Here is a 19449-nt window from a genome sequence, read left to right as displayed (position 1 = left end):
CGGAATCCCTTCCCGCGGGTGCCGCTGGAGCGCCTGCATCTGCTTCGCGTTTTCCGCCTTCAAACGAGCTCGGCGCACCTCGGGCTGACTTTGCCCGAGCGCGCGAATCGCGTCCGCACCAGGTTGCCCGCCGCGCCCTCGTCGTTCCCGGGAGCGGACCTCACGCGTCGCGTCCGCGAAGCTACCGTTACTTCCGCGTGAAGCGCCTTGCGATCGTCGGCCCATCACGAGATCATCCGTTGCCGTGGCGCTCCGCCACGACGACGCGGCGAGGATATCCTTCATGAAAATACCGGTCATCGAAGCGCGGACGGCCGTCCGCGGGGTGCTCCTTTCGGCCCTCCTGGTTGGCTGCGGCAATGGGACGAGCGGCGGGCGTCCAGACACCCCCCCGCCCGAGGCCTGGAAGACGTTGAACGGCGAGGCGCCGCTCGTCACCGGCCATCGCGGGGCCTCCGGGTACCTGCCCGAGCACACGCTCGCGAGCTACACGCTGGCCATCGAGCAAGGCGCCGATTTCATCGAGCCGGACCTCGTCGCCACGAAGGACGGCCACCTCGTCGCCCGCCACGAGCCCGAGATCTCGACGACGACCGACGTCGCGTCGAAGCCCGAGTTCGCGGACCGGAAGACGACGAAGACCGTCGACGGCGTCCCCGTGGAAGGGTTTTTCGCGAGCGATTTCACGCTCGCCGAGATCAAGCAGCTCCGCGCCGTCCAGCCGCGGAGCTACAGGCCGCAGGATCAGAATGGCAAGTACGAGATCCCGACGTTCGAGGAGATCCTCGCGCTCGCCAAGCAGAAATCGGCGGAGACCGGGCGCGCCATCGGTGTCTACCCGGAGACGAAGCATCCGACCTATCACGCAGACATCGGCCTGCCGCTCGAGGACAAACTGCTCGCCGCGCTGGAGCAGGCCGGGCTCACGGGCCCGGACGCGAAGGTGATCCTCCAGTCGTTCGAGGTCGGAAACCTGCAATACTTGCGGCAAAAGACGTCGCTCCCGCTCGTGCAGCTCATCGACGCGGACGGCGTCGCGCTCGACGGGAAGATCACGCTCGCCCCGCCCTTCGACAAACCGTACGATTTCGCGAAGAAAAACGACCCGCGTACGTTCGCCGATCTGCTCACGGACGAGGGGCTCTCATTCGTCGCGGGCTATGCGGACGGCGTGTCGCCTTGGAAGCGGTACATCGTGTCGGCGCAGGGCGTCGACGCGGACGGCGACGGAGAAGCGGACGACGTGAATGGTGACGGCAGCGTGGACGACGCGGATCGAACGTCCCTCGCGCCGACGGATCTCGTCGCGCGGGCGCACGCCAAAGGCCTGTTCGTCCATACGTGGACGTTCCGGAGCGAGGCCATGTTCCTCGCCGGGGACTACGAAGCGAGCCCGGCGACCGAGTACGACGTCTTCTACCGCCTCGGCATCGACGGGGTGTTCAGCGACTTTCCCGACGAAGCCGTGAAGGCGCGCGCCCGCCTGGGACTTTGAGCGCGGCTCGACTCGCACCGCAATCGGTGGGACATCCTCTCAGTCGAAAATGGCAGGGCCGGGCGTGAGGATGCGGCGGGGGTCGAAGCGGTGTTTCAGGTGAACGAAGAGCGGCCACATGCAGCCGAAGTGATCACGCCAATCATCGGACGTGAAGGGGACGCCGCTCGCGGCATAACGTTTGCCGCCGAGATCACGGAGATCCTCGTAGATCGCGCGGTTCTTGGCGAGGAGATCGGAGACGACGGGCGGGGGCGCAGTGCGGAGGAGAGAGAAGAGATACACCGTGGGCTCGTCGGGGAGGGCGACGAAGGGAACGGTGACGGCGGCGCGTTTGAACGGGTAAATGAGAATGGGTCCGCCGCCCATGTCGTCGAGGGTCGTCTGGTCGAGGACGGATTGAATGAAGGAGGCCGCCTCGGAGCCGGGGACGAACATGTCGATCCACGGGTGGGGAAGCTGCCAGGCGCCGATGGACTTCAGGAACGCGACGAGGGGCGCAATGCGGTTCGCGAAATCGAAGTGGGTGAGGTCTTCCACGGTGAGGGTGGAGGGCGCGAAGGTGAGGTCGCCGGTGAGCGCGGCGTCGTCGGGGGGCTGCCCCGGGGCGTAGTATTTGACGGCCTCGATCTGATACATCCATCCGCCACCTTCGGCGGGTTGCGCGAACCCCTCGACGTAGTCGAAGCGGCCGTCGTCGATGACTTTTTCCTGGTCGGCCATCAGGTCGACGAGGGCGGGATACAAGGCGGTATAGCGGCGCACCATGCCGGGGACGTCGATGAGGCGGACGCGGGCGCGGACGATGATGCCGAACTGGCCAATCCCGCCGAGGGCCGCATGAAAAAGGTCGGGCTGGTGGGTGGGCGAGCAGGTGACGAGTCGTCCCTGCGCCGTGATGACCTCGAGCTCGAGGACGTTGTCCACGAGCATGCCATGGCGGAACGCCTGGCCGCCAATGCCGCCCACGGAGAGGGTGCCGCCGATGCTGAGGTCGATGTGATCGGTGAGGGCCGGAGGGCTCTTGCCGAGCGGCGTCGTGGCGGCGAGGAGGTCGACCCAGCGCACGCCGGCATCGACGAGCGCGCTGTCTTCGTCGATCTCGTGAATGGTGGCGAGGGAGGCCATGTTGATCACGATGCCCGCCTCGACCTGGGATTGGCCGTAGACGCTATGGGTATTGCCGATCATGCTCATCCCGCCGACCGGGATCCGGTGGGCGTGGGCGAAGCGGAGAATCGCGCGGATGTCGGCGATCGAGCCAGGCAGGAGGACGGCGACGGGGGTGTGGTGGAGAAAGTGGCCGAAATCGTCCGCCGCCGCGGCGAGATCGTCGGGAGCGAAGAGGAGCTGCCCGTCGAGGGATGGGACGGGGACGGCATCGGAGGCGGCGTCGGGCTCGGATAACCACGCGCGCGCAGAGGGGCTGAAGGCGAGGACGGCGGAGGCGGAGGCGAGGACGGCGAGGAAGGTTCTGCGGCTCTGGGGCTGCGTCATGGGCGATCGCTCCTGAACGAAGGGAAAGGCGGACGGGACAAGTATACGGGAAGCGCGCCGCCATGGCAGCCGAAAGAGCGTCGAGCAGGAATCAGCCCAGAATCGCTCCCACCGCGTCGGATCACGCAGGCCGCGCGGCGTCAGCGATAGGCCGCGGGGGCGTTTTCGTATTGCACGAGCAGGGTGGTCATCTGGAGCTCGTACGTGTACGCGACGCGGCAGTAGATGATGCGGCCGCGGAACTTGGCGAGCGTGTGCAGATCGCCGCGCACCTCCAGCGACGGAGGAGTTTCGCGATTCACCACGGAGCTCACCTCTCGATAAAACACGGCCTCGGAATAGATCACGCCGGTGTCGACCACCTGGAGCCAGGTGCCGTTGTAGTCAGAGGAGAACATGCCGCCCTTTTGCTGCGCCATCCATACGTCGACGAGGGTGCCGTTCGCGATGGGGACGGCCCCAGGCATGTCGATACGCACGACGTTGTTTCCTGCGCTCATTCGCCGACCTGTGCGCCGCCCAGGATCCCGTCGGCGAGCCGCTCGCGGTTGTGTTTCGTCATCTTGGTTTGGTTTCCTCGGGGCAGGGCGCGCGGGACGCGCGGCACGCTCTTGATACGCTCGGCGCGTAGCACGCTTGCCGCGTGGCGGTCAAACGGTCCGGCGCTCGCGCAGCGGCGCATCGGATGCGGGGAAGGACGTGGCGCGATCGGCCCGAGCTCAGCCGCGCGGGGGACAAGGCGAGGAGGCGCGCCTCACGGCCCGCCTCCGATGATGGTCGCCGTGTGAGCGTCGTCCACGGCGCTTCCGGGGATGGCTCGCGCGCCGCTCCCGGGCGCGCGGGAGAGCAGAACGCCCACGCTGATGAGGCACAACACCACCACGATGACCGCGATAATTTCGAGGACCTTCTTCATTCTCCTCCACTGCGATCGCAGCGCGACACCGCAGCCTCCTCGCCCGACGGGGGATGGAACCTCAACCCATGCGCGCACCGAGCCGTCCCACGGCAACGCGATCCGCCAGCTCGGATCGAATGCGTGGCCCGTCGTCGAGCGCGGCGTAGATTGCCCGCCGAAAGCCCCCGCGTCCAGGGAGAAGTGCCCGCATGACGGACATATCCTGTCCTATCTCCACGGCGGCGGGGGATGGTGGATCTCGTGCCCGCCGAGGCGCCGACCGCGCACCCTGGGGGCCGCGGTCGCGCCGCGGAGGTGCGCCCGAGGGGACCTCGAGGACTGCCATTGACGCATGGTTTGCCGCTGCGGTATCAACGGGCGTGCGCCAGAACCTCCCCTTGGCCCTGTTTGTCCTGCCCCTCGCGGTCTCGTCCTGCAGCGCGCCCGTTCCGCCCGTTCCGCCCGCGAACGCCGAGGCCGGCACGGCCGTCTCGTCCTCGAGCGCCCTGCCCTCCGCGAAGCCGAGCGCCCCGCCGCGTGGGTTTGTCGTCGCCCGATCCCGTCTCGTCGCCGGGGACCATATCACCTGCGTCCTCAACGACGGAGAGGTGTACTGCTGGGGGCGCGGGGAGGATGGCGTTCCAGGGCAAGGCAACAAGCTCGATCTGGGTGACACGCCCGGGGCGCTTTCCCGCGCGGCGCCCATCGATCTGGGTCGCCGCAATGGCGCGCGCGAACGAGCGACGGTCCTCGGCGCCGGGCAGCGGCACGCCTGCGCGGCGCTGGCCCCGCTTCCCGGGGAACGAAAAGCGCGGCTCGCCTGCTGGGGGTATGCGCACGCCCTCGGGCTCGACGACAATCGCGGCGATTCTCCGGGAGAGCTCGGGGATGCCTGGCCGAAGATCGACATGGGCGAAGGGACCATCGTCTCCATCGCGGCGGGCATCAAGTACACCTGCGCGCTCGTCGAGGACGGGTCCGCGCGGGAGGTGCGTTGTTTCGGCGAGATCCCGGGGGGCAAGGAGCGATTCGTCCCGGTGCAAGCCGTCGATTTCGGCACGAAGGAGAGGCCCTTCGCGATGGCGGCGGGAGGCCTCTCGCTCAACGTTGCATTTGAAGATGGGCGCGTCCGCTCCGTTGGTGTCGTCGGAAAAGATTTTTTGAACGCTCCGAATGTCCGCGTCGGCACGGAGCACGTGGTGCCCCTCCCGGGCCGCACCATCGCCCTCGTCGGCGGCGTCGGGGGCTCGTGCGCGCTCGATGACGAAGGCGCTCTCCGTTGCTGGGACTTCGTCGACGGAGGCGCGATCGGCCATCGCCATTGCCCCGAGGTGTCCGCCCCGATCTTGCTCGGAAAAGGATTACGTGCCGCCTCGGCGGCGACCTCCGGGAGCAGGTTCTGCGCCATCGTCGAGGGGGACAGCTCCGCGCCGCGCGTGAAGTGCTGGGGGATCAATCAATTCGGGGCGCTCGGCGTCGGAGATGACCTCGATCGTTGCAAACGCGAATCCCTCGGCGATGCTCTTCCGTTCGTCGATCTCGGGACGAACAGCCCCGTCGAGGAGATCGCCGTGGGGGCCTCGCATACCTGCGTCCTCTTCGGCGGAGCGGACGCTGGACAGGTGAAATGCTGGGGAGCGGGTCTGTTCGGCGAGCTTGGTACCGGGGAAAAGAATCGTTCGTATGGCCGATCCCTGGATACGATGGGGACACACCTCCCGTTCGTTCCCCTCCCCCATCGATGAGCGTCCCTCGTGGACCGCTCTTCCACGCGCGCTGGAGGAGTGGTACCCTTGCGCGATGTCATCGGAAGCCCGCGAATCCGCGTTCCTTGCCATCCAGCGCCTGTCCAAACACGTGGCCGGCGCCATCCGCAGCGTCGAGATGGTGGTGAGTGGAGTCAACGTGTACGCGGGCTGCATGGAGCCCAAGTGGATCGAGGACGCTCCGTTCAGCAAAAGGCTCGTCGAGCATCTCCTCCGGACCGCAGCCGAGCAAATCGAGAGAGCGCCGCGCGTCCTTCGACTGATGGATGCCATTGGAACCGACGAGACGTCCTATCGTCCCGACGTGAAAGCTCTAATGATCGAAGGAATCACCGAGGCGCAACAAGGACGCGCTCCAGACCCGGACGATCCGCGCCTCGCACGCGACAATGGAGTCGGCTATGCGCGATGTCGCCTGCTCTCAATGGCCTTCGACATGTGGACGCAGGTGCTGGTCAACGCATTGGACGCTGGCTCGATGCTGTATCCCGGGTGGGGGATGCGTGGCGACTCCGGCCGTCTCCTCCGATTCTCGGGCCCTTGTCTCATGAAGGCCATCGACGCGTATACGAGGCATTGCGACGAGGCAGGGTGGACCCTTGCGCAGAGGCATGCGGAGGAAGGGCTCGCGATCGTCGCAAGGCTGGCGCACGAAAGCACGAATTGATGGGCAGGGGCGATGGAGCCGCCACGGTTCGCCTCACCGCTGCGCGAGCCACGCCACGATCTCCGCCTTCGGCGCCGCCCAGGCCTCGCCCCCTGCGGCATAGGTCGCCTGCGCCTCCTCCGCGAGCTTCTTCGCGCGGGCGCGATCCCTGCCCGCCGCCGCGAGGGCGCGCGCCAGCAAAAACCGCGTGGATGCGTCCTTGTACGGCCCCTCGGCGCCCGACGCCCGCAGCGAAAGTGCCCGCTCGAGCAGCGGGATCGCCTCCGCCGGCTCGTGGGTCTCCAGATGCAATTCGCCCAGGTTTTCCAGCGGCTCGGCGAGATTGAGGTGCGCCGGCCCCACGGTCTTCTCGTAAATGGCGACCACCCGCGCGAGGCGAGGGCGCGCGTCGGCGAATGCGCGCTCCTTCATCATCACCTCGGCCAGGTTGAGCAGCGTGCTGGCCAGCGCGATGTGCTCGGGGCCGAGCGCGCGCTCGCGGATGGATAAGGCCCGCTCGGCCGCTGCGCGCGCCGCCGGCAGATCGTTCAGCCGGACATGGACCTCCACGAGGTTGTTCAGGACCGTCGCGCAGGCCGTGTGCTCCGGGCCGAGCATCCCCTCGAACGTCGCGAGCGCGCCCTGGTAATGGCCACGCGCCTCGGCGTAACGGCCGAGCGCCACGAGCGCGGCGCCGAGGTTGGTCTTCACCTTGGCCGTGTGGAGGTGCGCGTCGCCGTGCAGCCGCTGCTCGAGCGAATGGGCGTGCGAGGCGGCCTCGAGCGCCCGGTCGAGCTTGCCCTCCTCGAGGTAGACGGGCGCCTCGTTGCCCGCCAGCGCCGCCTCGAATTCGACGTCTCCGCCGAGCCGGGCGATCGCTCCCGCGGCGAGCTCCGCCCACCGATGCGCGTCCGCAGGGCGGCCGAGCGGGTGCCCCGCCAAAAACACCAGCGACGTCAGCCCATTCGCGACCTGCCAATCGTGGCGGCCCGCCTCTGCCGCCCGGATCGACGCGAGGAACGTCGCCTCGGCCTCCGCGTGCGCGCCCTGCGATTGCTGCACCTTTCCCAGGAGGTCGAGCGCGTCGGCGAGCAGCGGCTGGTGGGCGATCGCCTTGGCCTCCGCGACCACCTCGTCGGCGAGGGCGCGCGTGGCCGGGTATTTCGCGGCGTCGTAGAGCGCCTTGCCGCGCGCGAGCTGCCCGCGCGCGGCGTCTATGCGCGCGCGCAGCGCGGGATCGTCCGGCGGCGGCACGGGCCCGGAGAGCGCCGCCACGTCGGCGCAGGCGCGCACCGGGGTCATTGCGTTCGCCGCCTGCACGGCGCGGCTCACCGTGGCGCTATCCGCCTCGGAGAAGATGTCGACCAGCGCCTTGAGCTCCTTGGCCCGCAGATCGAGGCAGGCCATGCGCAGCGCCAGCACCGACTCGGCCTGCTCGCCGCGCACCCGCGTCGCCTCGCAGGCGTCGACATGGCCGGCGACCCAGGCGGCCGCCTGAGCGTCCAGCGCGCGCTCCACCTGCCCGAGCGCCACCGAGGCAAACGGCTCCTTCGAGGCGCCGAACGCGCCGCGCACGGCAGCGCGCCGCCCCTCGTCCCACACGCCCGTGAGCTTCACCTCGGCGCCGCGACAAACGCGCTGTTGCTCCCGCGCGATCCAGGCAGGAACGGAGAGGCCGGCCGCGAGCAGGACGCCCGCGAGCACGGCGACGGCGGCGCGGCGGCGGGTGCGCGCGGGGTCGGCCGCGAGCTTCTGGAGCAGCGCGTCCATGGATGGAAAACGCTCTTCCTGCTGCGGGCGCAGGGCGCGCAGCAGGGCGCGCCGGACGTGCTCGGGCACCTCGCCGCCGCCGGGCGGCTCGGCGGGTCCTCGCGCCTTGCTCGCCGAGAGCTCGTCGAGCGTCTTGCCCTCGAACGCGGAGCGCCGGTAGAGCGCCTCGTACAGCGCGACCGCGAAGCTGAACTGGTCCGCGTGCGGCCCTGCCCTCTCGCCGCGGTGCTGCTCCGGGGCCATGTAGAGCGGCGTTCCGAGGAGCGCGCCCGTCCGGGTCAGCGTCGCCGCTCCCTCGGCCGCGGCCTTGCCCGAGGCGTCCTCGCTCGTCCAACCGGCGAGCCCGAAATCGCTGACGCGGACGCGCCCGTCCTTGCCGATGAGCACGTTGGCAGGCTTGAAATCCCGGTGTACGAGCCCCGCGCCGTGGGCCGCCACGAGCCCCCGCCCGGCTTGCGTGAAGCGCTCCAGGATCTCGCCGGCGGGGTGAGGCCCCGCTTCGAGCCAGGCGGAGAGCGGCTCGCCGTCGACGTACTCCATGGCGATGAAGATCTGCCCGCCGTGGCTGTCGACGTCGTAGATCGTCACCACGTTCGGGTGCGAGAGCCGCGCGGCGATGCGCGCCTCACGGAGGAGCCGCGCCGACGCGATGTCGGCCCCGACGCGCGCGGTCACCTCGCCGCGCAGGACCTTGAGCGCCACCTTGCGATCGAGCGTCGGATCGTGTGCAGAATACACGATCCCCATGCCGCCCCTGCCGAGCACGTCGGTGAGGGTGTAGCGGCCGAGCCGCGCGCCGGGCGAGAGCGGGGCCGCGTCCTCGAACGGAGACGGAGGAGCGGCCCCCTCCGTGTCGCTCCCCGCGCCGAGCGACGCCCGGGCCGCCGCGATCACCAGCGAACGGCAGGTCTCGCACGCGTCGATGTGGTCGTCGAGCTGGCTCGCCTCGGCCGCCGCGAGTCGCCCTTCGACGAACGCGAAGATGGTGTTCTCTCCAGGGTGCTCCATCGTCGTTGCGGGGCTTTGTGTATCATGGCCGCGTGCATCCGTATCCGCTGCCCCCCTTGTCCAGCGCCTTCTGCGGGCGCCTCGCGCCCTCGCTGGCCGCGGGGCTCGGCGACGTCGACGCGCTGGAGCTCCGTTTGCGATCGCTGCTCGAAGAGGCGCGGCGCGCCTTCCCCGACGTCGCGGTGGACGAGGCGGCGTTCATCGGCCACCTCGCCGAGCGCATCGCGGGCGAGGACGACATCGAGGAGGCGCTCTCCAGCGTGCTCGCCGCCGATCTCCTGCTGGCCTTCGCGTGCCTCGCGGGTGACGCCGCCGCGCTGCGGGAGTTCGGCCGGCGCCTCGACGTCGAGGTCCATGCCGCGCTGCGGGGGATGGCGGCCGCGTCCGAGCTCGTCGAGGAGGTGCGATCGGTGCTCGGCCACAGGCTGCTCGTGGGCGACGGCGGGGCGCCGAAGCTCGCGACCTACGCCGGGCTCGGGCCGCTCCCGGCCTGGATTCGCGTGGCCGCCCTGCGGACGGGGATCAGCCTGCGCAGGCGCGGTCGGCACGAGGTGCGCGCGGACGAACGCGCGCTGCTCGCGGCCATGGATCCGTCGCTGGATCCGGAGTCGAAACTCTCGCGCGAGCGCCACGCGGAGGAGCTGCGCGAGGCTTTGCGCGAGGCGATGTCGGCGCTGTCGAGCCGCGACCGCAACCTCTTGCGCATGTACTACGCGGAGGGGATCAAGCTCGACAGGCTGGCGATCATGCATCGCGTGAACGCCTCGACGATCTCCCGCTGGATCGCGCGGGCGCGTGAGGAGGTGCTCGAGCGCACGCGCGGCGGGCTCAGCGCCCGCCTGAAGCTCTCCGCCTCGCAGGTGGAGAGCCTGCTCGGCCTGGCGCAATCGCTGGACGTGAGCCTGGAGAGCTTGCTGGGAAGATCGGCCGGCTGAGGCCGACGAATTTTTTTTTCGCGCATCCGTGCAAGAACGGCAGGCAGCTGGCGTCAGGTAGCGCGAAAGGTCGAGCGGGGACCACGCGCGGGCCGTGGGCGAGGGATTCGCCCGCGCGGGCTCGTGGTCCATCCGCCGATTCCAGGTGAAACCCATGCGGTCGTTGTTCGGTATTCTTGTGCCTTCGCTTCTCGTCGGGCTCGTTCTCAGCGTCAGCGGTTGCTCGGGCGGCGGAGGTGGTGCGGGCGGGGAAGGCGGCGAAGCGGGAGCGGGCGGCGCGGGCGGGAGCGGAGGCGCAGGCCCGACCTGCGATTCGACGGAGCAAGGCTTCGTTTCGTGCGGCCCCGAGGGGATCGCCGTCACGTGTCAGCCTGGGACCTACTGCGCGGATCCCACGACCTTGCTCTGCGAGGCGGGTTGCGTATCGAACGCGAATTGCGGCTGCGGCGAGGTGTGTACGGGGGGTTCGTGTATCGCGGCGAGTGTATGCGGGGACAAGCAGTGCACCGGCGACGAAAATTCCTCCACCTGCCCGGCCGACTGCACGGCGAACCCCTGCGGCAATGGGGCATGTGATGCGGGGGAGTCGTTCCAGAATTGCCCCGAGGATTGCGCGCCGCCGAATCCTTGCGGCAACGGGGTCTGTGATCCGGGCGAGTCGTCGCAGAGCTGCCCCGGGGATTGCCCGCCGAACCCCTGCGGCAACGGGGTCTGCGATCCCGGCGAATCGTCGCAGAGCTGCATCCAGGATTGCCCGGACCTGAAGCTCGAGTGTCGCGACCATTGCGACGTGTACAACTTCTTCGAGTGCTTCAACCCGGGCGGGCTCCAGATCTGCTACGACGCGTGCGACGCGGCCAGCGACGCGAATTTGAAGCAATTCAACGTCTGCGCCGCGACCGCCGCGGTGTCCTGCGACCTGAGCTGCTTCGACTATCTGTGATCGCGCGGCGCACGACGTGATCCCCGCGCGGCTGCGTGCGGAGATCGCGGCGCGGACCCAAGCGAGCGGACGGGACAGACCTCTGCTGGGAACAACGCGAGCCCTCGCTTGACCCGCCCCGCACGCCCGTGCCATTTTTCTCCGAAGGGTCCGCCGACGAGCGGGCAAGGAGGGGTGGAGTTCTCGCCTCTTGACGCTGCGCACCACGCTCCTCGGCCTGACCCTCTCGGCGATGCTCCCCACCTCGGCGAGCGCGGCGCCCCCGCCGCCATGCACGCCGGCGCGCCCCGGGGCAAACGTGTCGGCCCAGCCCGAGGCCTGGCGACGCGCGGTCGAGGCGCTCGTCGAGGCGACCGGCGCACCGGGGCAGCCCTGGAGCTGCGTCGGCGGCGAGGTCGACCTGGTCGTCAGCGCGGCCTGGAAGACGCTCCCCCGCACGGACGACGCCGCGGAGCCGCCCCCGCAAGCCGAGGCCTGATCGTCCCATGGCCCGCCTCCCGAGATTCGTGATCGAAAGAAAGGATCTCGTCGGAGGGATCCGACGGCTCGTCGGATCGAAGCCCCGAGCGCTGGCCATGCGTGCATCTTGTCCCCCGAGAACCTTGGCCACGCTTACCGACCCTCCCCTCCGACGCGGCGCTGCCGTCGTTTTCCTCCTGGCGTCCTTGGCACCACGGGACGCGCTCGCCCAGGCGCCCGACGAGCCGCCCGCCGCGAGCGACGCCGCCGCGCCAGCGCCGGTCATCGTTCCGCCGCGGCTCAAGGCCGATCCTGGCGTGAAGTATCCGGAGCAAGCGCTGAAAGAGCGTTTTTTCGAGGAAGTCACGGTCGACCTGATCCTCGAAATCAATTCCTCCGGGGCGGTTCGGCGCGCGACCGTCGAGGCCCCGCGAGGCCACGGATTCGACGAGGCCGCCGTCGCCGCAGCCGAGAAGCTCGTCTTCGAACCGGCCCGGCGCAATGACAAGAACATCCCGGCCCGGATCAAGTTCCGGTACGTCTTCGTGCCCCCGCCGCCGAAGCTCACGGGACGTGTCGAGCACCAGACGGCCGGCTCGCCGATTGCCCCCGCGAGCATCACGGTGCGGACGGCCGACGGCGCCGAGCACACGACGCAAACGGCCGCCGATGGATCCTGGGCCCTCGAAAACGTGACCGTCGGCCCGACGCACATCACCGTCACTGCGCCGGGGTATGAACCCCAATCCGCGGACGAAGAGCTCACGCCCGGGGAAGAGACCAACGTCGTCTTGAGGCTCTTGCCCCGAAAAGCCCCCGAAGAGAAAGACGCCGCGAGCGAGGACGAGCCGCCGGTCCAGGAGATTGTCGTCCGCGGGGAGCGCCCGCCCCGCGAGGTGACGAAACGCACGCTCAAGAGGGAAGAAATCGCGCTCATTCCAGGGACGAACGGGGATGCGCTGCGGTCGCTGCAAAACCTCCCCGGCGTCGCCAGGCCGCCTCCGTTCGGCGGCCAATTGATCGTTCGTGGATCCGCGCCCCAGGACACGACCACCTACGTCGACGGCACCCCCGTGCCCATCGTGTACCATTTCGGCGGCCTGAGCTCCGTGGTGCCGACGGAGGCGCTCGACAAGATCAACTTCTATCCCTCGAACTACAGCGCGGTGTACGGGCGCGGGATGGGCGGCATGGTCGATGTCGGGATACGTGATCCCAAAAAGGACGGGCGGCTGCACGGCATGGCGCAGCTCGATCTCATCGACGCCCGGCTCCTCGTCGAGGGGACGATCCCGAAGACGGGCGTGACCTTTCTGATCGCCGGTCGCCGCTCGTGGTTCGACGGCTGGCTCGGCCCCGTCCTCACGGCGGCCGGCGCGGGCGTGTCGACGGCGCCGCGTTATTACGATTATCAGGTCATGCTCCAGAAGGACTTCGGCCAGCGGGCGTCGCTGCGCCTCTTGTTCTTCGGCTCCGACGACGGCCTCGAGATCTTCAACGAAAATCCGAACGCCGGGGCGACGAGCTTCACCGGCATCGGCACCCATACGAGCTTCTGGCGCCTCCAGGCCCGCTACGAGCACAAGCTCACGGACAGCACGGAGCTCAAGGTCACGGCCGCCGTCGGGCAGGACTCGGTGGACGTCGGCTTCGGCGCCCTCGGCTTCACGACGACCGAGCTCCCGATCAGCGGGCGCGCGGAGGTCTCGCAGAAGGTCATGCGGTCTGTCCGGGCAAACGTCGGGATCGACATGATCTATAGCCCCTATGACCTGCATCTCCGCTTGCCGCGTCCCCGCCCGCCGGGGGTCCCCGCGGGCGGACCCGAGGACGTGCCGCTGGAGACGACCCAATCGGGCAACCGCCTCTTCGGCGGCCTGTACACGGAATGGGAGTTCATGCCGTGGCAGGGAATGCGTGTCGTGCCGGGGCTCCGCCTCGATTACGCGAGCTCGACCCAGAGCTGGGACCTCTCTCCCCGCTTGAACCTGAGGCAAGAGCTGACGAGCGGCTCCCCCCGCACGGCGCTCAAGGCGGGCGCCGGCATCTTCTACCAGCCGCCGGGCCCGCTCGAGACGGATCCCGTCTTCGGCCAGGAAGGCCTCAAATCCAACCGATCCGTTCATTACGACGTCGGATTCGAGCAGGAGTTCGGCCCCCGCGTGGAGCTCTCCGTGAACGCGTTTTACAAGCAGCTCGACAGGCTGGTCTCGGACGGCGCGGGGAATGTCGGGGCGGGGTCCGTCTACGGCACCGAGTGGCTCTTGCGCTACAAGTCCGACGAGCGCTTCTTCGGATGGATCGCGTACACGCTTTCGAGGAGCGAGCGCCGCCCCGAGCCATCGGAGCCGTCGGCCCGATCCCCGTACGATCAGACGCACGTGCTGACGACGATCGCGAGCTACAATCTCGGTCGCGGGTATCGTCTCGGCGCGCGCTTCCGCCTCGTCTCGGGCAACCCCTATACCCCCACGACCCGCGGCGCCTATGACGCGACGACCGGCAGTTTTCAGGCTGCGACCGCGTCTCCGCCGAACGGCGCGCGGCTCCCGTTCTTCCACCAGCTCGATGTGCGCTTCGACAAGACGTGGACCTTCACGTCGTGGAAGCTCTCGGCTTACATCGATATCCAGAACATCTACAACCACCAGAACCCCGAGGGGATCACCTACAACTACGATTACACCCAGTCGTCGTACGTGAGCGGCTTGCCCATCTTGCCGAGCCTGGGGCTGCGCGGGGAGTTATGATCAAGAATGCCTGGATCCTGGGGGCTGTCTGGATGCTGGGGGCGACGGGCTGCAATTTTCCCTCGTTCGATCCCGAGAATCAGGTAACGAGCGTGCGAATCCTCGCGACGCGCACCGACAAACCTTATGCGACGCCCGGGGACACGGTGAACCTCGATGTGCTCGCCTTCGACGGGCGAGCGGAGAAGGCGCATCCCATGCGGGTGTTCTGGATCCCGACGGTCTGCACCGATCCACCGGAAGGCGCGCCGTATGAATGTTATCCCGCCTTCGCCGGCGCGTTCCCGCGAGGCGAAGACCTCACGCCACGCTTGAAGGAGGGGATGTCGTTCTCGTTCGACGTGCCCGAGGACGTGCTCGGAATGCCCGGGCCGCCTGGACCCGGGAGCGCGCCGTTCTACAAAACCCTCGTCGTCTTCCACATGGCGTGCACCGGGCACGTCGAGTACGTCGGCGCGCGTGGGAGGGGCCCGCAGGCGGTCCCCTTCGGCTGTTTCGACGCGGAGCGGAAGGAGCTCGGCCCCGAGGCTTTCATGTTCGCGTTCTCGCGGGTCTTCGTCTTCCCCGTCCTGCTTCCGAATTCCAATCCCGCGATCGATCACCTCACCTTCGACGGGAAAACCGTCGATCCGAGCGAGGGCATCACGATGGCCCCTTGCGCGATGCCCGAGATCGACCAATGCCCTGCAAAACCGCTCGACATCTCGGTCCCCGAAGGGAGTCACGAGCCCGATCCCAGCTATCGCACCGAGGACGGCGAGATGGGCAAGGAGAGGATCCTGGTCGATTACTACGTCACGGGAGGTCAGGTGAGCTCCACGCGCCTGCTCTACGATCCGGAGAGCGGCAAGGTCGGCAGTACGGCCGGCGATCTCCGGGCCCCGCTCGCCGCGGGCGAGGAGACGCTCTTTGCGATCGTCCGCGACAACCGCGGGGGGATCACCTGGCTCGAAATCCCCTTCCACGTCCGATGAAGGGACATCGCCGGCGGCGATGGCCCCTCGGGATCGCGCCTCGCATCCGGCGGAAACCGACGCTGAGCGGATGGCAAATCGCGTTCGTGGTGCCATCATCGCCGTTCGTCATCCACGCGGGCGTGCGTGGTGGAAGGGAGAGGGGCGATGCGGGTGTTGCTGACGGGAGTCGGGACGCGCGGGGACGTGCAACCTGTCGTGGCCTTGGCCGTCGAGATGCGGCGTCGGGGGCACGACGTGAGGCTGTGCATTCCGCCGAACTTCATCGACGGGGCGGGGGCCTTGGGCTTCACGGCGACCCCGATCGGCATCGCGATGCGCGCACCGAGCGGGGCCGCCGCGCAGGCCCCACCGACGCCGGAGCAGCTCCGCGCGCTGCTCGAGCATCTCGCGAAAGACCAGTTCGACGCCACCGCGTCGGCCGCCGAGGGATGCGACGTGATCGTGGCCGGCGGAGCGCACCAGTACGCCGCACGATCCATCGCGGAACGGCGGGGCATCCCGTCCGTGGTCGCCCTGTACGCGCCGGTGGCCCTGCCGTCGCCGGAACACGCGCCCGGCGGCGAGACCGGGGGCGACCCGGAAGGAAATCGCAAGCGCTGGCAGGACGAATCGCGGAGCTGGAACGAGCGCCTCCTCGAGCGGCTCAATGCCAACCGGGAGCGGTTCGGCCTCGGTCCGCTGAGCGACGTCCACAGCTACATCCTGGGCGAGGATCCATGGCTCGCCGCGGACCCGGTCCTCGGCCCGCTGCCGGCGACGCCTGGCCTGCGCGTCACGCAGACGGGCGCCTGGCTCCTCCCCGATCCGACGCCGCTCGACCCGGCGCTGGAAGCATTTCTCGCCGCAGGCGAGCCGCCCGTCTACGTCGGCTTTGGCAGCATGCCTGCGGATCAGCAGACCGGCCGCATCGTCATCGAGGCCGTGCGGGCTGCGGGGCGCCGCGTCGTCCTGTCGCAGGGGTGGGCCGAGCTCGATCGGATCGACGGCGCCTCCGATTGCATCGCGATCGGCGACGTCAATCACGAGGCGTTGTTCCCGAGGGTCGCCGCGGTGGTGCACCACGGCGGGGCGGGCACGACCACGACGGCGGCGCGCGCGGGCGTCCCGCAGGTGATCGTCCCGATGTTCGCCGATCAGCCCTACTGGGCCTCGCGCGTCCGGGCGCTCGGGATCGGGGCGTCCGTGGCGCGTGGAGCCCTGCACGCGGAGTCCCTCCTGCCCGCGTTGCAAGCCGCGCTCGCTCGAGGGGTCGCTGCGCGCGCAGCCGAGATCGCCGGCCGCGTGGCGGCGGATGGCGCGGCCGTCGCCGCCGACCTCGTCGAGCGTTCCTCCGCGTGAACGTCACGCCAAGACAAACCGCGAAGCGCCCGTAGAACGAGCTCGCCGCGGGGCAGATCGCGGAGGATGACAGAATCGCGCTAATGGTGTGTCGCGCCCGACGCGATGTACGACCGCTCCGTCCCGACCGCGCAGATCGCGAACGCCTTGCAATCGGCCGCCGCCTCGCAGGCGTCGCCCTGCTTCAGCAGCCGCTCCACCTGATCGGCTGGCGTGCGGGTCGCCATCGCCTCGCACATCGCGTCGATCTTCGCGGGCTCCATGTCGCTCTCCCAATGGGCGCGCGATTCCTTCAGGACCACGTCGCGCCCCTCGGCCTTGACGCGCTCGCCGATGCCCTTCGGCATGTCGAGCTCGACGCGGACGTCGAGCACCGCGGACAGGTAGTCGTCGGTGCATGTGCCTTGCCGCGCGTAGTAGCGATGGCACATCGGCCCGAGATCGGCGGCCGTACGCGCGGCGGGCTCGGCGGGTGGTGGAGAGGAGGGCCCGCCACACGCGGCGAGCAGGAGCACGAGGACGAGGCTGCGACCACGAAACATGGGCGCGATCATACGTCACGGCAGCGCGCGGGGACTAGGGGGATCGCACCTGCGTTCGCCGTGGCCCGCTGCGCACCGCGCCTGCCGCTCGGAGCAACTTCCGTCAAGAGCCGCGTCGTCGTCGATCCTGGGGAATGCGCACCCGCCGGCCAAATGGGTTCACGGGGCGCGCCCAGTCAGAAGCGGATTCCCGGCCCAAGGACGCCCAGCGTCAGGGCCGTGATCGCAGCGCCCGCCGTCAACCACGCGGGTGTCGGAGCGAGCTCCAGGGTTTGTCCGACCTCCCCCCGCGGGCCCTTCACCCACGCGGGGAGCCATGCCAGAAAAAATGTGCCTCCCAGGGTCGCGAGCGCGGAGGACAGCGCGTATTGCATTCCCTCGGCATTCATGAGCGCCGCGACGCTGAAGAGCACGCCACCGACCGCGCCGTACGGAACCCAGCAGAGGATGCGCGCCGCCGTCACGCGCTCGGCAAGCTCGGCGCCCAGGTGAGGGTCGAGCCGGCGTAGCAGCACGCGCAGCGCTGCGGCCGAAAGAATGGCTCCGAGGACCGTCAGCGAGATTCTCCAGAGAAGCGGGCTCGAAAGGCCCCCGATGAAATCGGCCCAGTCGCCATGATTCGCGAAGGGTGACGTCATCAGATACCCCGCGCCCATGAAAAGGTTCGTGGCCGCGAGCAGCCAGAAAGCGTACCAGCGATTGCTGGGCCGCCCAGGCGCGCGTGGCATCATGGCCAAAAAGAAGGCGCCGAGGAGGAGATTGGCGACGGTGCCGCCGGCCTTGATGACGCGCACCGCCCATTCGCTCAATCCCTGCTTGTCGCAATCGAACCAGGCGCTCGACATCCGCAGCGCCTTCCCGCCCACGATCAAGCAAGCGCCCCCGTGACCCACGCCCTCGTGACCCACCGTGGCGACGAAATACGCCATCACGCCGATCACGAGCGTCGTCATCAGGGTCGACCGTGTCGGGTTCTTCATGAAAAGGATCCTCTTCCGGCCAAGGTGCTGGCGGCCTTGGTGGAGCCTACAACGAGCGCGCGCCGCGTGACAACGGCGCGGCTCCCCGACCCTGGGAAAAACCTCCCCGCTCCTGTTGCCCCCCGACGCCAAACGGGGCAACGTTCGTGCCCCGCATGAGGCTACGCTCCGCCCTCCATCTGCTCATTCCCGCCGCCATCCTGTTCTTCGCCAGCTCCGCCCGAGCCGAGGAACCGTCGTGCGCCGAGCGCCCGAACGCCGTCGTCGCGGACCTCGGGTTGCACGTCATCAACGCCGGTTATCAGCGCGCTTTCGGTTGTCACGTCACGGTGCAGGCGACCGCTGGGCTTTATGGGCCCTGGACGGTCACGCAAAACGTGCTCGGCCTGGGCGGCGGCGATCGCCCGCCGGACGAGGACGTGATCGGTATGGTCTTGCGTGGGCGTGTCTTCTTTCACCCGCTCGGGCACGCGCCCGGTGGGCTCTGGATTTCGCCGTTCACGCAGGCGGGCCCCGTCCGTTCGACGGTCGCATCGGAGAAGGTCTGGGGCCCTGCGTTCGCGGTGGGGCTGAGCGCCGGGTGGACGTGGACGCTCGGCGATCGCGTCCTGCTCGGCCTCGGGCTCGGCGGGCAATATCACCGCACTTCCTTCCTGGGGAAGACGGCGCGCCCGGGCTTCAGCCTCTTCGGGCCGACCGTGGACATCAACCTGGGTTTCCGCTTCTGACGCTGGATCTGGCCGCCCACGAGCGCCTGGAGCGCGGCGCGCTTGACACCTCCCGACGGATGTCATTGAGATCCCTCTCCGCGAGGAACCGATGCTCTGCTCCTCGTCATGGGATCCCAGGAGAGTTCTTGATGAACACGTTCGCGCGAAGCTCGGCCGTCATGGCGTTGTTCCTGACGTGCTGTGTTTCCACCCCCGACCCGACCGAGAAGGCCCAGGGCTCGTCTCAGAACGACGAGGCGATCCTGCGCAAGCTCGTCGCCGAGCAGACCGAGGCCTGGAACCACCACGACGCGGCGGCGTGGAGCAAGTCCTTCGCTCCGGACGCCGAATTCATCAATATCGTGGGGACGATCTTCAACGGCCGTGACGAGATCCAGAAGAGGCACGCTCTCCTCTTCGACAGCGTCTTCAAGGAGAGCCGGACGGAGGTGACGGTGCGGAAGCTGCGTATCATCGATCCCGACGTGGCCGTGGTGGACATGGATCACGTGGTCACGGGGTACACGGCGCTGCCCCCGGGCGTGCAGGCCACCGAGCAGGGCGTGCTGCGCACGCGAATGCGCTACGTCATCAAACAATCGGCGGGCGCGTGGTCGATTGTCGCTGGCCAGAACACGGACGTGAAGCCGGCGCCGGCGCCGCCATCGCAACCGGCCCCCGCGCCCACGGGCGGCTGAGGCATCCCGGGGGTCCGCGAGCACGAAAGCGGGGGAA

Annotated in this window: 17 protein-coding genes; 11 read left to right on the top strand and 6 right to left on the bottom strand. The window is 68.9% G+C overall.

Annotation, left to right across the window (positions count from 1 at the left end; genetic code table 11):
* Positions 1-274: 274 nt before the first annotated feature.
* Positions 275-1495 carry a glycerophosphodiester phosphodiesterase gene (locus tag QHF85_RS18360; protein ID WP_348652745.1) on the top strand — a complete coding sequence of 407 codons (1221 nt, stop codon included), beginning with the start codon at positions 275-277 and terminating at the stop codon, positions 1493-1495.
* Between the two features lie 39 nt (positions 1496-1534).
* On the opposite strand, the gene QHF85_RS18355 is transcribed toward QHF85_RS18360, so the two are convergent.
* From QHF85_RS18355 to QHF85_RS18345, 3 genes are all read right to left on the bottom strand, one after another.
* Complete coding sequence (locus tag QHF85_RS18355; RefSeq protein ID WP_281328508.1) at positions 1535-2992, bottom strand: FAD-binding protein; 1458 nt, start codon at positions 2990-2992, stop codon at positions 1535-1537.
* 140 nt (positions 2993-3132) lie between these two features.
* On the bottom strand, positions 3133-3492 hold the full coding sequence (locus QHF85_RS18350) for a hypothetical protein (protein ID WP_281328507.1): 360 nt from the start codon (positions 3490-3492) through the stop codon (positions 3133-3135).
* Positions 3493-3746: 254 nt separating this feature from the next.
* Positions 3747-3908, bottom strand: coding sequence for a hypothetical protein (locus QHF85_RS18345; RefSeq protein WP_281328506.1), 162 nt, complete (start codon positions 3906-3908; stop codon positions 3747-3749).
* Between the two features lie 362 nt (positions 3909-4270).
* Between QHF85_RS18345 and QHF85_RS18340 the strand changes: the two genes are divergently transcribed.
* Positions 4271-5635 (top strand): RCC1 domain-containing protein, encoded by a 1365-nt coding sequence (locus tag QHF85_RS18340; RefSeq protein WP_281328505.1) that lies wholly within the window; start codon positions 4271-4273, stop codon positions 5633-5635.
* Positions 5636-5690: 55 nt separating this feature from the next.
* Positions 5691-6323, top strand: a complete 633-nt coding sequence (locus QHF85_RS18335) for a hypothetical protein (protein ID WP_281328504.1) — start codon at positions 5691-5693, stop codon at positions 6321-6323.
* 33 nt (positions 6324-6356) lie between these two features.
* On the opposite strand, the gene QHF85_RS18330 is transcribed toward QHF85_RS18335, so the two are convergent.
* Entirely contained in the window at positions 6357-9080 is a 2724-nt protein-coding gene (locus QHF85_RS18330) for a serine/threonine-protein kinase (RefSeq protein ID WP_281328503.1), read from the bottom strand.
* 56 nt (positions 9081-9136) lie between these two features.
* On the opposite strand from QHF85_RS18330, the gene QHF85_RS18325 reads away from it, so the two are divergent.
* The 6 genes from QHF85_RS18325 (at position 9137) to QHF85_RS18300 (ending at position 16482) form a co-directional block, all read left to right on the top strand.
* Positions 9137-10015, top strand: coding sequence for a sigma-70 family RNA polymerase sigma factor (locus QHF85_RS18325; RefSeq protein WP_281328502.1), 879 nt, complete (start codon positions 9137-9139; stop codon positions 10013-10015).
* A gap of 178 nt (positions 10016-10193) precedes the next feature.
* On the top strand, positions 10194-10958 hold the full coding sequence (locus QHF85_RS18320) for a hypothetical protein (RefSeq protein ID WP_281328501.1): 765 nt from the start codon (positions 10194-10196) through the stop codon (positions 10956-10958).
* A gap of 190 nt (positions 10959-11148) precedes the next feature.
* Complete coding sequence (locus tag QHF85_RS18315) at positions 11149-11436, top strand: hypothetical protein (protein ID WP_281328500.1); 288 nt, start codon at positions 11149-11151, stop codon at positions 11434-11436.
* A 187-nt stretch (positions 11437-11623) separates the two neighbouring features.
* Positions 11624-14167 carry a TonB family protein gene (locus QHF85_RS18310; RefSeq protein WP_281328499.1) on the top strand — a complete coding sequence of 848 codons (2544 nt, stop codon included), beginning with the start codon at positions 11624-11626 and terminating at the stop codon, positions 14165-14167.
* Positions 14164-15141: a hypothetical protein gene (locus tag QHF85_RS18305; RefSeq protein WP_281328498.1), complete on the top strand. Its 978-nt coding sequence runs from the start codon at positions 14164-14166 to the stop codon at positions 15139-15141. The genes QHF85_RS18310 and QHF85_RS18305 overlap by 4 nt, the downstream gene beginning before the upstream one ends.
* A gap of 147 nt (positions 15142-15288) precedes the next feature.
* On the top strand, positions 15289-16482 hold the full coding sequence (locus tag QHF85_RS18300; RefSeq protein WP_281328497.1) for a glycosyltransferase: 1194 nt from the start codon (positions 15289-15291) through the stop codon (positions 16480-16482).
* 80 nt (positions 16483-16562) lie between these two features.
* Here the strand turns inward: QHF85_RS18300 and QHF85_RS18295 are convergent, their stop codons facing one another.
* Both QHF85_RS18295 and QHF85_RS18290 read right to left on the bottom strand, forming a co-directional pair.
* A complete protein-coding gene (locus tag QHF85_RS18295; RefSeq protein ID WP_281328496.1) occupies positions 16563-17024 on the bottom strand; it encodes a hypothetical protein in 462 nt (153 codons plus the stop codon).
* A gap of 176 nt (positions 17025-17200) precedes the next feature.
* Positions 17201-18004 (bottom strand): hypothetical protein, encoded by an 804-nt coding sequence (locus tag QHF85_RS18290; protein WP_281328495.1) that lies wholly within the window; start codon positions 18002-18004, stop codon positions 17201-17203.
* Between the two features lie 155 nt (positions 18005-18159).
* On the opposite strand from QHF85_RS18290, the gene QHF85_RS18285 reads away from it, so the two are divergent.
* Both QHF85_RS18285 and QHF85_RS18280 read left to right on the top strand, forming a co-directional pair.
* Complete coding sequence (locus QHF85_RS18285) at positions 18160-18732, top strand: hypothetical protein (protein WP_281328494.1); 573 nt, start codon at positions 18160-18162, stop codon at positions 18730-18732.
* Positions 18733-18863: 131 nt separating this feature from the next.
* Positions 18864-19412: an SgcJ/EcaC family oxidoreductase gene (locus tag QHF85_RS18280; RefSeq protein WP_281328493.1), complete on the top strand. Its 549-nt coding sequence runs from the start codon at positions 18864-18866 to the stop codon at positions 19410-19412.
* Positions 19413-19449: the final 37 nt, after the last annotated feature.

The organism is Polyangium sp. 6x1 (assembly GCF_029946515.1).
Lineage (GTDB): Bacteria > Myxococcota_A > Polyangia > Polyangiales > Polyangiaceae > Polyangium.
The sequence above is the reverse complement of the archived record's forward strand: the minus strand, read 5'-3'. Positions and strand labels throughout refer to the sequence as shown.